The following is a 12,456-nucleotide window of genomic DNA, read 5'->3' on the forward strand; positions in this document are numbered from 1 at the left end:
AGTTCGTAGCGTTGTTATTCATGCCAAGGAAGCGTCTTGGAGGGGCCGTAGATATGTCCGTTATCGATCCAGTATCTACCATTTTGCTGAGGGCCATATATGTAATTACCATCAATCCAATACTTTCCGCTATTTTTAGGGCCGTAAATGTAACCACCATCGATCCAGAACTTTCCGGACTCGATTGGCCCATAGATGTAATTGCCGTCAATCCAGTGTCCTGTATACATATGAAGTCTCCTTTTTATGTGCTTTTAGTAAAGTCTAGACAGAACAGTGGGTTAGATGTGCAGTAAGCAATGTATGCACATGCGTTTTTGTCATCACGACCAACTGTGGCCCCAAGTTAAGCCTTAACCCACCGCCCCCGACCCCAACCACTCAACCAATCCACCCCCCACACAAGCACCAACATTGCCAAAATCACCGTCCCCGCCTGCGCCTCCTGAAACAAACTCAAGCTCACATACAACATCTGCCCCAAACCCCCAGCCCCGACAAACCCCAACACGCTCGCCATCCGGATATTGTTCTCCCACCGATACAAACAGTACGCCAGCAACTGCGGCGCCAGGTTCGGCAGCGTCCCATAACAAAACGCCAAAACCGGATTCCCCCCCTGCAACCGAATCGCATCCGCCGGCTCCGGCGGCGTGTTCTCCAGCGCTTCAGCAAACAACCGCCCCAACACGCCCGTGGTGTGCAGGGCCAGGGCCAATGTCCCGGCATTCGGCCCAAGCCCAGCCGCCAGCACCATCAACGCAGCCCACACCAGTTCAGGGATCGCGCGAAGCGCATTGAGCACCAGGCGCGCGGCACTCTGAAAAAACCAGCCAAATCGGCCAGCGGCGGGGAGGGCCAATAACAGGCCCAGCACAGCGGCGAGGAGGGTGCCGAGGGCGGACATTGCGAGGGTTTCCATCGATCCGCGCAAGATGGCGCTTAGGTAGTCAGCGCTGAGGTCCGGGCTGAGGAAGCGCGCCACATACAGGCCCATCTGTTTCAGGCTGGTAGCGCTGCCGAGCTCTTCAAGGTCGAGGCCCAGGTAGGCAAACGAGGCAATGACGGCCGCAACAATGGCAAGGATCAGCAACGGATTGATCAGGCGTTTCATGCCAGCCTCCAGCGCAGCAGGCGGCTGAGTTGGTCGGCGCCGAGGACGAGGAGGAGGAAGGTCAGGAGCATGCTGGCGACTTCGCCGCCGGCGAACATGCGGATCGACAGGTCGATCTGTTGGCCGAGGCCGCCGGCGCCGACGAAGCCCATGACCACCGAGGCGCGGATGGCGCATTCCCAGCGGTAGACGGTGTAGGAGAGCAGTTCCGCCGCGACGTTGGGCAGTACGCCGTAGGCGAAGCTGGCGAGGCGGCCGCTGCCGGCCTGGAGCAGGGCGTGGGCCGGGCGTTGGTCGGTGGATTCGTAGATTTCGGCGTAGACCTTGCCGAGCATGCCGCTGTAGGTGATCGCGATGGCCAGCACGCCCGCCGCCGGGCCGAGGCCGACGGCGCGCACGAACAGCAGCGCCCAGACGATTTCCGGCACGCTGCGCAGGAAGATCAGCAGCCCGCGCACCGGCCAGCGCAGCAGGCGGCCCAACAGGCTCGGGCGGCCGCTGCGGGAGGCGGCGGTCAGTGACAGGGCGCGGCTGGCGAGCAGGCTGGCCGGCACTGCCAACAACAGGGCCAAGGCCATGCCGGCGGTGGCGATGGCCAGGGTTTGCAGGGTGGCTTTGAGCAGTAATTGCAGAAACTCGCGATTATGCTCCGGTGGCCAGAACATCGACACGAAGCGGCCCATTTCACTCTGGCTGTCGGCGTGAAACAGCACGCCCAGATCCAGTTCGCTGAGCTGGATACCGGGCCAGAGCAAGGCAATCGCCAGTCCGGTCAGCAGCAACCGTGGCAGCGCGGCGGGGTCGCGGGTGTCGGCGCTCAGCATCGCGGAATCTGCACAATCAGCGGCGCGACGGCGGGCGCCGGGGATTGCAATTGTTCGTTGGCGTAGAGGGTGTCGAGCATGTCGCGGCTGACCTGCGCGGACGGGCAGTCGAACAGGATCTGCCCCTCGCGCAGGCCGACGATGCGCGGGAAGTGCGACAGCGCCAGTTCCACCGCGTGCAGGCTCGCGACCAGCGTGACGTTGTGGTCCCGGGCATGGCGCGACAGGATCGACAGCGTGTGCCCGGCCAGCACCGGGTCCATCGCCGAGACCGGTTCGTCGGCCAGCAAAACCTCAGGCGCCTGATACAGCACGCGGGCGATACCGACGCGCTGCAATTGCCCGCCGGAGAGTTGCTGGCATTGGCTGAAGAGTTTGTCGGCCAGATCCAGTCGCGCCAGCGCGTCGCGGGCGCCGGGCACGTCGAGCGGATGCAGCAGATTGATCAGGCTTTTGCCCAGGCTCCATTGCCCGAGTTTGCCGGCCAGCACCGCCGTCACCACCCGTTGCCGGGGCGGCAGGGGCGGCGCCTGATGCACCAGGCCGATGCGGGCGCGCAGGCGTTGCCGTTGGCGGGCGGACAAATGCCAGGCGCGCTCGCCCAGCACTTCGATGTCGCCGCTGCTGGGGCGAATGGCGGTCGCCAGTAGATTCAGCAGGCTGGATTTACCAGCGCCGGACGGGCCGATGATCGCCACCTGCTCGCCGGCCTCGATCTGCAAATCCACGCCGCGCAAGGCTTCCACGCCATTGGTGTGGTGCAGAAAAGCCTGTTTGAGGCGCAGCGTCATTTCAGCAAGTCGGCGGCGCGGGCGGCTTCCTCGATGCCTTTGTAATTGTCCGGGCTGGTTTCGATGAAACGGCTGGCGGCTTGCAGGTCGAGGATTTTCTTGTGCTCGGGGTTGGCCGGGTCGAGGTCGAGGAAGGCTTTTTTGATCTTCGCCGCCAGCGCCGGGTCGAGGGTGCCGCGCACGGTCCAGTTGTAATCGAAGTAGGCCGGGGTGGTGGCGAAGACCTTGACCTTGTTGGTGTCGACCTTGCCGGCGTCCACCAGTTTCTGCCAGACGCTGGCGTTCAGCACACCGGCGTCGACCTTGCCGGCCTGCACCCAGGCGACGGTGGCGTCGTGGGCGCCAGAGTAGCCGACGCGACTGAAATAGCTTTCCGGTTTGATGCCGTCTTTGAGCATGAAGTAGCGCGGCATCAGGCTGCCGGAGGTGGACGACACGGAGCCGAAGGCGAAGGTCTTGCTCTTGAGGTCGGCGAGGCTTTTGACGTTCGGGTCGGCGGTGATGAATTTGCTGGTGAACTGGGCGTCTTGTTCGCGCTGCACGAGGGGAATGGCGTTGCCGGTTTTCAGCCGCGCCTGAACGAAAGTGAAACCGCCGAGCCACGCCAGGTCGAGACGGTCAGTGGCCAACGCTTCGACCACCGCCGGGTAATCCGCCACGGGGACGAACTGCACGTCCATGCCCAATTGCTGTTGCAGGTACTTGCCCAGCGGCTCGAACTTGCGCAGCAGCTCGGTCGGGGCTTCATCGGGAATCGCGCTGACCTTCAACACCTCAGCGGCTTGCGCCAGCACGGCGGACAGGGACAGGGCCAGACCAGCGGTCAGTGCCAGGGTTCGCTTGAGCATGGAATTCTCCGTTTCGTGGGCATCAAGGTCGATGCACCCGTCGATGGGCAATCATCGTCGGGTGCAACGTCAGGTTAGACGAAACGGTGAAAGTGCGAGGGCGCCGAGATCACTTCAAGCGGTCAACGAGGGTCTTGCCCACGGCCAGGGCCGACGCCGGGTTCTGCCCGGTGACCAGTTCGCGATCAACCACTACGTGGCTGGCCCACGGCGCCGTGTTACTGCTGAAAACGCCGCCAGCCTTTTCCAGTGCCGTCTGCGGATAGAACTTCATCGCACCGCCGTTCAACAGGCCTTTGGCGATCTCTTCTTCCTGGTTGCTGATGACCGTGAACTTATAGCCGGCGTAGGTCCAGTTGTTTGTCGTCGTGGTTTTGCCGGTTTCCAGTTGGCGCGTGAATACGGTCGGATCCGTCAGGGTCGACAGCAGTGCAATCGGGCCGTGGCACACCAGAGCTGTGGTTTTGCCTGTTTGATGGAAGTTGTTCAGCAGTTTGCCCAGCGCCTGGCTGTGCAGCAGATCCTGCATCGGTGCGTGGCCACCCGGAACGTAAACGGCATCGAAATGCTCGTAGCCGACTTGCTCCACCCGCGACAGGCTGATGACCGGCGATTCACCGGGCGAGGTGATCTTCAGTTTTTCCAGCAGCGCCTTGTGGGTCTGCAGGGCTGCCACGTCATTGTTGAAATACATCTTGTCGTCGGAGGAACGATCCAGCGTCGGCGCCTTGCCGGTCGGGGTGGCGAAGGTCACGGTGTGGCCGGCATCGAGCAGCAGCTTGACTGGTTGCATCAGTTCGTTGAGGTAGAAACCGGTGCTGAAGACCTTGCCGTCCTTCAGATCGAGATGATCGGAGTCCGACAGCACCACCAGCACATTGGCCGCCTGGGCGTTCAACGCGGCAACGGAGAGAGACAAGGCGAAAGCAAGACGTGTAATTGAGCGCATGGCGATTCCAGAAGATGAAGGAAAGTGCGGCTCACTGTATTGATGCTCATCGCGGCGATAAACTCGCGCCACAGCAAAGCATTTGTTCTCTGGAGATCAAGATGAGTCGCCGATTCGATTATCTGGCCGACGTCGAAGTGTTCGTCACGGTGGTGGAGAAGGGTTCGCTGAGCGCCGGTGCAGTGTTTCTCGCAACCACGCCGTCTGTGGTCAGCCGGGCGATTTCGCGGCTGGAGGCGCGTCTGGGCGTGCAGTTGCTGCGGCGCACCACGCGGCGCCTGAGTCTGACCGATGCCGGAGTGTTGTATCTGGAGCAGTCGCGGGCGGCATTCGGCCTGATCGACGACGCCGAGCGCACGATCCAGGGACAGGACGGCGAACTCAGCGGCCGCGTGCGTCTCAGCGTGCCGACCACTTACGGCCACTATCGTTTGCCGGCCATGCTCGCCCGATTCACCCGGCAACATCCGCAAGTGCGCGTTGAGTTGAGCATCAGCAATCGTAATGTCGATCTGGTAGCCGAAGGGTTCGACCTGGCTATTCGGCTGGGCGCGTTGCCGGACAGCGGGCTGATCGGACGTAAGCTGGAAGACGCGAATTTATGTGTGGTGGCCGGGCCGGATTATCTGCGACGGGCCGGAACACCGCAGAGCGTCGACGATTTGCAGCGGCATGCGTGCCTGCCGTTCGTGATGCCCAGCACCGGGCGCGTCGGGCCGTGGCTGTTCCGTGAGCAGGGCGAAGACCGCGAATGGCTGCCCAGCGCCAATATTCAGGTGTCCGACGATGTGCTGGGGATTGTGTCGCTGGCGGAGCAGGGGCTGGGCATCTGCCAGACCTATGACTTCATTGTCCGCGAACGGATCGAGAGCGGGCGACTGGTGCGCCTGCTTGAACAGTCGGGCGGGCGCTCCCGACCGTTCTCGGTGATCTACCCGCCGCACCGGCAGCTGTCGGCTTCGGCGCGGGCGCTGATTGATTGTTTGACCCGGGAGGTCAGTCAAGGCGCTGGGGAAGGCCTCGACTGACGCGCTTCAAACGACGGGCAGACGCGTCACCCATTTCCCGCCACCCGCGCCGTCCTTCAGGGCGCGCAAGGCCTGGGGCAATTCATCGAAGTTGAACATCTGCAACGCCGGGCCGATCAGGCTGCCGTCCAGCATGGCTTGCAGCAACTGCTCGCCGTTGCGGCGCAAGGTCTGGCGATCGTGCAGGCTGGCGTGGACGTGGAAGCTGTTCAATGCCACTTCATGCAGCGAAATCGCGCTGGTGAACGCCGGCAGCGGCGCGCTTTCCTGACGGTCCTGAATGCACACCAGGTGGCCGTTGTAGCCCAGCAGGTCGGCCATTTTCGCCGCGTGAGCGCCGCTGACCGTGTCGAATACGGCGTGCAAACGACGTTCGCCGAGGCTGGCTGCGAGTGTGGTTTGCCAGTCCGGTTCGCGGTAATCGAATACGCCGACTGCGCCCAGGGCCTTGAGCTTTTCATGATGCGCGCCGGACGCGGTCGCCCAGACCCGCCATCCGCGTTGTACCGCCAGTTGCACCAGCAGCAGGCCGACCGCGCCGCCGGCGCCGATCACCAGCACATCGGCTGCGCCATTCGCGGGGACTTTTTCCACGGCTTGCCACGCGGTCAAACCGGGGCAGGGCAGTGACGCCGCCGCGGCATCATCAAGCGCGGCGGGTACCGACAGCACGGTGGCGGCGTCCAGCAGGCTGTACTCGGCGAAGCTGCCATCGCTCGCCAGTGATTGGTGATACGCCACGCGACTGCCGGGTTGCAGTGTCACGCCGGCGCCGGCTGCGACCACCACGCCCATGCCGTCGACACCCGGCACACGGCCGGTGCTCCAGGCGGGATGGCCCCACTCGATGATCTTCCAGTCCACCGGGTTCAAGGCGATGGCGCGGTTGGCCACCAGCACTTGGCCGGGGCCGGGTTGCCCGAGGGGTTTGCGGGTCAGTGTCAGGCCATCCAGCCCTTGGCCGGACGTCCAGGCCCAGGCAGCGTAATCGGTTTGCATTGTGCGGTTTCCCATGACAGTCAATGGCCGCCAGTATCGGTGGCAACGTGCATGAGAAGAACCGGCCCTGGGTCAAAGGTGTTTTGCGTAAAAGTCAGCAATGCTCGCGCAGCACCTCAATCGACCTGCGCAAACCGCTCCACCAGCCAATCAATGAACACCCGCACCCGGTTGCTCAAATGCCGGTTCGGCGGATACAGCACATGAAACGGATACGCCGACGGACGCCAATCCTCGAGGATCGGCACCAGTTCGCCGCGCTCGATGGCGGTCCTGACCGTGTAGCTGAAGGTGTGGATGATCCCCAGCCCGGCGAGGCCGGCCGCCAGGTGCGCGTTGCTCTCGTTGACGCTGATCAAGCCTTTGCCTTCGATCTGATGGCGTTCGCCGTTGCGCTGGAAGTTCGACGGCAGGATGCGCCCGGTGGAGGCCGAGCGGTAGGCGATCAGTTGATGGCTGGCCAGGTCGAGCGGGTGGGTCGGGGTGCCGTGGCGTTGCAGATAATCGGGCGTGGCGCAGGTGGTCCAGGACACTTCGCCGAGGCGGCGCACGGCCAGGGTTTGTTCGGTCAGCGGGCCGCCGCGAATCACGCAGTCCACCCGTTCACTGATCAGGTCCACCGGGCGATCGCTGACGCCCAGATCAACCTGGATGTCCGGATAGCGTTCGAAGAACTTCGGCAGTTCGGGGATCACCAGCATCGTCGCGGTCGAGCCGCCGATGTCCACGCGAATCCGGCCGCGCGGCAGGCCTTGCGCCTGGCTGAAACCCTGATCGATGTCGTCCAGTTGATGCAGCAGTTGTTGGGTCAATTGGTAATAGGAAGCGCCGTCGGCCGTGACGGTGAGGCGGCGGGTGGTGCGTTGCAGCAAGCGTACGCCGAGGTGGTTTTCCAGTTGGCCGATCAGTTTGCTGACCGTGGTTTTCGGCAGGTTCAGCGAGTCGGCGGCTTTGGTGAACGAACCGCTTTCCACAACGCGGGCGAAGGTGCGGATCGCCATTAACTGATTCATCGATTCGGGCTCAGTGGATTGGACACGGCTGAGTATTGTGCATGTCTGTGCACAAACAAAACCGATTTAGCGGATTTTTCAAATCAATCGATCGGCCTAAAGTCGCTTTCAACGGCTCACCTACGACCCGTCACCTACCTCGAAACGGTTACTGGAGATTCATCATGAGCAACAGACTTGAAGGCAAAATCGCACTGATCACTGGCGGCACCACCGGCATCGGCCTGGCTTCGGCACAGGAATTCGTCGCCCAGGGCGCCACCGTGTTTATCACTGGCCGTCGTCAGGCCGAACTGGACAAAGCGGTCGCCGCCATCGGCCCGCGTGCCATCGGCATTCAGGGCGATGTGGCGAAGCTGGACGATTTGGATCGTATCTACAGCGAGATCGCCGCGAAGGCCGGGCACCTCGACATCCTGTTCGCCAACGCCGGCGGCGGGGACATGCTGCCGCTGGGGTCGATCACCGAAGAGCACTTCGACCGGATTTTCGGTGCCAACGTGAAGGGCACGCTGTTCACCGTGCAGAAGGCCTTGCCGCTGCTGCGCGATGGCGCATCGATCCTGCTGACTTCATCGACCACTTCGGTGCAAGGCACGGAGAACTTCAGTGTCTACAGCGCGAGCAAAGCGGCGGTGCGCAACTTCGCGCGGTCGTGGCTGCTGGACCTGAAACCACGGCGCATCCGCGTTAACGCGATCAGCCCTGGCCCGGTGCGCACGCCAGGGCTGGCGGGGCTGGTGCCGGCGGAACACACGCAGGGGCTGTTCGATCAACTGGCGTCTATCGTGCCGATCGGTCGCTTGGGCGAGCCGAGCGAGATTGCCAAAGCTGCGCTGTTCCTCGCCTCGGATGACAGCAGCTTCGTGAATGGCATCGAGTTGTTCGTCGACGGCGGTACTGCGCAGATCTGATCTGATCTGATTTAAGTCGCTTGATGCCCCGGCACTTGTTCAGTCGAGTGCCGGGGTACTTCCGTTTCTTCGTCCGGCGCGTTATCCCAAATCGCCCGCGGGTCGAAACTCATTGCCGACAACATTGTGAATACAACCACCAGACCGAAGAACAGAATCCCCGGTCGCGGCTCGATATCCCCCAGCGCCTGGAATTTCACCAGCGCCGCCACCAGCGCAACCACCAGCACATCGAGCATCGACCAGTAGCCGATCAGCTCGACGAAGCGGTACAGCTTCGAGCGCTCCTTGCGCGCCCAATGACTGTCCCGTTGCACGGTGACCAGCAGCAAGGTCAGCGCAACGAACTTCACCCCCGGCACCGCGATGCTGGCGATGAAGATGATCAGGGCGATGTCCCACGCGCCGTGTTCCCAGAACTCCAGCACGCCGCTCATGATGGTGCTGTCGGCGCCGCTGCCGAGCAGGGTGGTGTTCATCACCGGCAGCAGATTGGCCGGCACGTAAAACGCCAGCGCGGCGAACATGTAGGCCCAGGTGCGGGTCAGCGAGTTGGTCTTGCGCCGGTGCAGCGGCGCGTCGCAGCGCGGGCATTGGTGCGGTTCGCCGGTCATGTCGCAGGCCAGCCCGCAGCTGTGGCACAGGCAGAGGTTGAGTTCGGTTGCCGTCGGTGGCCGTTTCATAGGATGTCCCACAGTTCGCGCACGTCGCGCCCGGCGATGCGGATCAGCAACAGGCTGAGCACGGCCAGCGCAAACAGGCCGATACCGGGAATGACGTCGAGCATGCCCGCCAGTTTGAACACCGCCACCATCGCGCCGAGCAAACACACCTCGAGCATGCTCCACGGCCGCAACGTTTCCAGCCAGCGCATGCACAGCTTGAACCCCGGACAACGGCGCGAGGCGAGGGCGAAGCTCAGGACCCAGATCAACAAAACCAACTGGAAAGCCGGGGCGATGATGATCGAGATCGCCGCGACCATCGCCATGAAGGTGATCGGCCCCTGACTCAGGGCCAGCACTGAATCCCACAGGGTCGCGCTGTTTTTCAGGCCCTTCATGCTGATGCTCATCACCGGGTAGAAATTGGCGAACAGCCACAGCATCGCCGCCGTGAAACTCAGCGCCAGGCGTTGCTCCACGCTCAGGCCGTTGTAGCGCTGGAGCACGCCGCCGCAACGCACGCAGAGGGTCTTCTGGTGTTTGGCCAGCGTGACTTTTTCGTACACGCAGTCGCAATGCTCGCAGATGATCAGTTGATCGGTGCTGGCCATGGGGCGCTCGACGGGAGAAGGGCTTGAACCCCTTCACTATAGAAGCGCTGGGGCATTCGGCAACCGGGGCGCCATTCGTCCAATGCCGGGCACTAACCATCACGCACTCGTTTCACACGTTCAGGTACGAATATCCCGCAGCAGAACGGAGAACCCCCATGGACATTGATGAAAATGCACCCGGCAACCGGTCACAGCAGGCCGTGACGCGCACAACCGACAACGAAACCGGCCACGATCCGCGCAAAGACGAGTCACCAGTCCCCTTGTCGTCGGACGATGAAGCGCCGGTCGAGCAGGACATGAGCGACGTGGCAGCCAACAATTCGGTGTCGGCTGAACATCCGCAGGATGGCAGCAGCCTCGCAGATAATGGCGCGGGCCCGCAGAGCCCCGACAAGGATGATGAAGACAGAGAAGCGCGCGGCCTGCCGGCGAGCGATCCGGAGTCGGGCGCCTGACTGCGCGACGGCCCATTCAAGTGCGTTTAGCGCAGCTGGTCGTGTCAGAGCACCGGTTGCGTGGCTTCTTCTGCCGCGATAGCCGCCCGTACGCTGGGGCGCTCAGCGATGCGCGTCATGTAGTTCGCCAGCGCTGGCCAGTCGTCGATGGCGATACTGAACGTCGGCAACCACTTCAGCACCGTGAACAGATAGGCATCCGCTACGCCGAACGCCTGCATCAGAAAGGGCTGGTTCGCGAGGATGCGGTTCAGGTAATCGAGTCGCTTGAACAGTTTGTGCTTGAAGATCGTCTTGGTGGTTTCCGGGATTTCGCTGCTGAACAATGGCGCGCTGCCGCCATGAATTTCCGAACTGATGAAATTCAGGTACTCCTGCAAGCGCGAGCGTTCCCAGGTGCCATTGGCCGGGGCCATCGAATGACCGGGTACGAGGTCGGCGAGGTACTGCAGAATCGCCGGGCCTTCAGTCAGTACTTCACCGTTGTCCAGCATCAGCGCGGCCACGTAGCCCTTCGGATTGATCTGGCGGAAGTCTCGGCCATCGGCGGTTTGCTTGGTCTGGTTGTTGACCCGGATAAGCTCGAACGGCAGCTCCAGCTCGCGCAACACGATGTGTGGCGACAGCGAACAGGTCATGGGGGCGAAGTACAGTTTCATGGGATCTCCTTGCAGGTAGAGCCTCAGAATCCGCTATCGCCACGGCGCTTCGCAAAGGACAAATCCAGTGCTAGCGTATGACAAAATCTCATGGGCTGAAGAGGTCATATGCTCCCCCGACTGCCATCGCTCAATGGATTGCGATCCTTCGAATGTGCGGCCCGGCACCTGAGCTTCACCCGCGCTGCCGAAGAGCTGAACGTCACGCAAACCGCGATCAGCCATCAGATCCGTCGCCTCGAGGATGAACTCGGCGTGCGTCTGTTCATGCGTTTGAAGGACGGTTTGGCTTTGACCAAGGAGGGCAACGCGTACTTGCCCGGCATTCGTTCGGCGTTTCTTGAATTGCGCTACTCGACTGAAAAGCTGCTGGAGTCGAGCAACAACAGCGTCCTGACCATCAGCACTCTTGTGTCGGTGGCGTCCAAATGGCTATTACCGCGCCTGCCGTCGTTTCGCGAGGCGCATCCGCAGATTGATGTGCGGATCAGCGCCTCCACCGAGCTGGTGGATTTTCGCAAGGGCGGCATCGATGCGGCGATCCGCTATGGCGACGGGAATTGGCCGGGGTTGCGCGCCGACTGGTTGATGTCCGACGAAATCTTTCCCGTGTGCAGCCCGCGATTGCTGACCGGCGACAAGCCTTTGAAGACGCCGGCGGATCTGGCTCATCACCCGTTGCTGCAAGTCAGCGGCCTTACCGCCAATGACTGGAACGACTGGCTGCACGCGGCAGGCCAGCCACCGCTCAAGGCCAAAGGCTCGCGTCTGACATTCGATCTGGCGATGATGGCGGTGCAGAGCGCGATAGACGGGCAGGGCGTGTGCATCGGTCGCTCGACCTATGTCGATGACGACTTGCGGGCGGGCAGGCTGGTGGCGCCGTTTGATTTGCGCTTGAAATCCGATTCCGGCTTCTACCTCGTCACGCCCCACGATCAGGCCGAATCGAAAAAGATCGTGGCATTCAGAGGCTGGCTTTCGCAGGTGCTGGCCCAACCCTTTGTATGACCATGTATCCATCCCGCCGCCATACACAATCAGGTAACAAACCCCGAGCTCAGGACACATCCCGCGTACATGCCTCGCCCAAAGTAGTCGCCGACACACCACTACTTCCAAGAGGGCAACACCATGCGCCGCACACTTCTGATGACCGCTGCCGCCGTACTCGTTTCGCTGACCGGCCTGGCCCACGCGGCTGACACCCCATCCGCCGCCCCGGCGAAAAGCTGGCAGCAGGGCCTGAGCCGTACCGATCTGGTTCGTCAGGATCTGGGCGCTGCGGATCGCGAAGTGATCCAGGCTCGCGTCGACTTTGAACCGGGCGTCACTTCGCCCAACCACGCGCATCCGGGTGTGGAAGTGGCTTACGTGATCAGCGGCACGTTCGAATACCGGCTCGAAGGGCAGGCGCCGGTGACGCTGAAGGCGGGGGATTCGCTGTTCATCCCGGCGGGTGTGGCGCATATCGCCAGGAACGTCGGCAACGAGAAGGGCTCGGAGTTGGCGACGTACATCGTCAAGAAGGGCGAGCCGCTGCTGATTCTCAAGCAGTAACATCCCGCCAGAAAGAAGAA

At 62.3% G+C, this 12,456-nt stretch carries 14 protein-coding genes and 1 pseudogene; 5 read left to right on the top strand and 10 right to left on the bottom strand.

Translation table 11 applies throughout. The features are described 5' to 3' along the window. Positions 1-346: 346 nt before the first annotated feature. The 5 genes from phnE to KJY40_RS14090 form a co-directional block, all read right to left on the bottom strand. Positions 347-1,114, bottom strand: coding sequence for a phosphonate ABC transporter, permease protein PhnE (phnE, locus tag KJY40_RS14070; protein WP_230737524.1), 768 nt, complete (start codon positions 1,112-1,114; stop codon positions 347-349). Further along, a complete protein-coding gene (locus KJY40_RS14075) occupies positions 1,111-1,938 on the bottom strand; it encodes a PhnE/PtxC family ABC transporter permease (protein WP_230737525.1) in 828 nt (275 codons plus the stop codon). The genes phnE and KJY40_RS14075 overlap by 4 nt, the downstream gene beginning before the upstream one ends. Next, positions 1,932-2,729 carry a phosphonate ABC transporter ATP-binding protein gene (locus KJY40_RS14080; protein WP_230737527.1) on the bottom strand — a complete coding sequence of 266 codons (798 nt, stop codon included), beginning with the start codon at positions 2,727-2,729 and terminating at the stop codon, positions 1,932-1,934. Before KJY40_RS14080 ends, KJY40_RS14075 begins: the two co-directional genes overlap by 7 nt. Continuing rightward, complete coding sequence (locus KJY40_RS14085; RefSeq protein WP_230737529.1) at positions 2,726-3,577, bottom strand: putative selenate ABC transporter substrate-binding protein; 852 nt, start codon at positions 3,575-3,577, stop codon at positions 2,726-2,728. Before KJY40_RS14085 ends, KJY40_RS14080 begins: the two co-directional genes overlap by 4 nt. Positions 3,578-3,686: 109 nt before the next feature. Next, positions 3,687-4,526: a type 1 glutamine amidotransferase domain-containing protein gene (locus tag KJY40_RS14090; protein WP_230737531.1), complete on the bottom strand. Its 840-nt coding sequence runs from the start codon at positions 4,524-4,526 to the stop codon at positions 3,687-3,689. A 101-nt stretch (positions 4,527-4,627) separates the two neighbouring features. Here KJY40_RS14090 and KJY40_RS14095 point away from each other — a divergent pair, with 101 nt between their 5' ends. Further along, positions 4,628-5,554, top strand: a complete 927-nt coding sequence (locus tag KJY40_RS14095; RefSeq protein WP_230737533.1) for a LysR family transcriptional regulator — start codon at positions 4,628-4,630, stop codon at positions 5,552-5,554. 6 nt (positions 5,555-5,560) lie between these two features. On the opposite strand, the gene KJY40_RS14100 is transcribed toward KJY40_RS14095, so the two are convergent. Continuing rightward, positions 5,561-6,553: a zinc-binding dehydrogenase gene (locus tag KJY40_RS14100; protein WP_230737535.1), complete on the bottom strand. Its 993-nt coding sequence runs from the start codon at positions 6,551-6,553 to the stop codon at positions 5,561-5,563. A 116-nt stretch (positions 6,554-6,669) separates the two neighbouring features. Beyond that, entirely contained in the window at positions 6,670-7,566 is an 897-nt protein-coding gene (locus KJY40_RS14105; RefSeq protein ID WP_230737537.1) for a LysR family transcriptional regulator, read from the bottom strand. A gap of 164 nt (positions 7,567-7,730) precedes the next feature. Here KJY40_RS14105 and KJY40_RS14110 point away from each other — a divergent pair, with 164 nt between their 5' ends. Next, the gene (locus tag KJY40_RS14110; RefSeq protein WP_007955220.1) at positions 7,731-8,480 is read left to right on the top strand and encodes an SDR family NAD(P)-dependent oxidoreductase; all 750 of its coding nucleotides are present in this window, start codon (positions 7,731-7,733) and stop codon (positions 8,478-8,480) included. Between the two features lie 11 nt (positions 8,481-8,491). Here KJY40_RS14110 and KJY40_RS14115 read toward each other — a convergent pair whose 3' ends face one another. Together KJY40_RS14115 and KJY40_RS14120 are read right to left on the bottom strand one after the other, a co-directional pair. After that, positions 8,492-9,163, bottom strand: a complete 672-nt coding sequence (locus KJY40_RS14115; RefSeq protein ID WP_230737538.1) for a paraquat-inducible protein A — start codon at positions 9,161-9,163, stop codon at positions 8,492-8,494. Further along, entirely contained in the window at positions 9,160-9,756 is a 597-nt protein-coding gene (locus KJY40_RS14120) for a paraquat-inducible protein A (RefSeq protein WP_207986063.1), read from the bottom strand. Before KJY40_RS14120 ends, KJY40_RS14115 begins: the two co-directional genes overlap by 4 nt. 158 nt (positions 9,757-9,914) lie before the next feature. On the opposite strand from KJY40_RS14120, the pseudogene KJY40_RS29635 reads away from it, so the two are divergent. Continuing rightward, a pseudogene (locus KJY40_RS29635) lies at positions 9,915-10,106 on the top strand (hypothetical protein); the annotation flags it as partial. A 155-nt stretch (positions 10,107-10,261) separates the two neighbouring features. Here the strand turns inward: KJY40_RS29635 and gstA are convergent. Then, complete coding sequence (gstA, locus tag KJY40_RS14130; protein ID WP_230737540.1) at positions 10,262-10,876, bottom strand: glutathione transferase GstA; 615 nt, start codon at positions 10,874-10,876, stop codon at positions 10,262-10,264. 108 nt (positions 10,877-10,984) lie between these two features. On the opposite strand from gstA, the gene KJY40_RS14135 reads away from it, so the two are divergent. Together KJY40_RS14135 and KJY40_RS14140 are read left to right on the top strand one after the other, a co-directional pair. After that, a complete protein-coding gene (locus KJY40_RS14135) occupies positions 10,985-11,887 on the top strand; it encodes a transcriptional regulator GcvA (RefSeq protein ID WP_230737541.1) in 903 nt (300 codons plus the stop codon). 123 nt (positions 11,888-12,010) lie between these two features. After that, entirely contained in the window at positions 12,011-12,436 is a 426-nt protein-coding gene (locus KJY40_RS14140; protein ID WP_011333866.1) for a cupin domain-containing protein, read from the top strand. Positions 12,437-12,456 lie beyond the last annotated feature (20 nt).

This window comes from Pseudomonas fitomaticsae, assembly GCF_021018765.1.
Classification (GTDB): domain Bacteria; phylum Pseudomonadota; class Gammaproteobacteria; order Pseudomonadales; family Pseudomonadaceae; genus Aquipseudomonas; species Aquipseudomonas fitomaticsae.

Coding starts and splice junctions, on each gene's coding strand:
- phnE (WP_230737524.1), bottom strand. CDS start 1,114: ATGAAACGCCTGATCAATCCGTTGCTGATCCTTGCCATTGTTGCGGCC.
- KJY40_RS14075 (WP_230737525.1), bottom strand. CDS start 1,938: ATGCTGAGCGCCGACACCCGCGACCCCGCCGCGCTGCCACGGTTGCTG.
- KJY40_RS14080 (WP_230737527.1), bottom strand. CDS start 2,729: ATGACGCTGCGCCTCAAACAGGCTTTTCTGCACCACACCAATGGCGTG.
- KJY40_RS14085 (WP_230737529.1), bottom strand. CDS start 3,577: ATGCTCAAGCGAACCCTGGCACTGACCGCTGGTCTGGCCCTGTCCCTG.
- KJY40_RS14090 (WP_230737531.1), bottom strand. CDS start 4,526: ATGCGCTCAATTACACGTCTTGCTTTCGCCTTGTCTCTCTCCGTTGCC.
- KJY40_RS14095 (WP_230737533.1), top strand. CDS start 4,628: ATGAGTCGCCGATTCGATTATCTGGCCGACGTCGAAGTGTTCGTCACG.
- KJY40_RS14100 (WP_230737535.1), bottom strand. CDS start 6,553: ATGCAAACCGATTACGCTGCCTGGGCCTGGACGTCCGGCCAAGGGCTG.
- KJY40_RS14105 (WP_230737537.1), bottom strand. CDS start 7,566: ATGAATCAGTTAATGGCGATCCGCACCTTCGCCCGCGTTGTGGAAAGC.
- KJY40_RS14110 (WP_007955220.1), top strand. CDS start 7,731: ATGAGCAACAGACTTGAAGGCAAAATCGCACTGATCACTGGCGGCACC.
- KJY40_RS14115 (WP_230737538.1), bottom strand. CDS start 9,163: ATGAAACGGCCACCGACGGCAACCGAACTCAACCTCTGCCTGTGCCAC.
- KJY40_RS14120 (WP_207986063.1), bottom strand. CDS start 9,756: ATGGCCAGCACCGATCAACTGATCATCTGCGAGCATTGCGACTGCGTG.
- gstA (WP_230737540.1), bottom strand. CDS start 10,876: ATGAAACTGTACTTCGCCCCCATGACCTGTTCGCTGTCGCCACACATC.
- KJY40_RS14135 (WP_230737541.1), top strand. CDS start 10,985: ATGCTCCCCCGACTGCCATCGCTCAATGGATTGCGATCCTTCGAATGT.
- KJY40_RS14140 (WP_011333866.1), top strand. CDS start 12,011: ATGCGCCGCACACTTCTGATGACCGCTGCCGCCGTACTCGTTTCGCTG.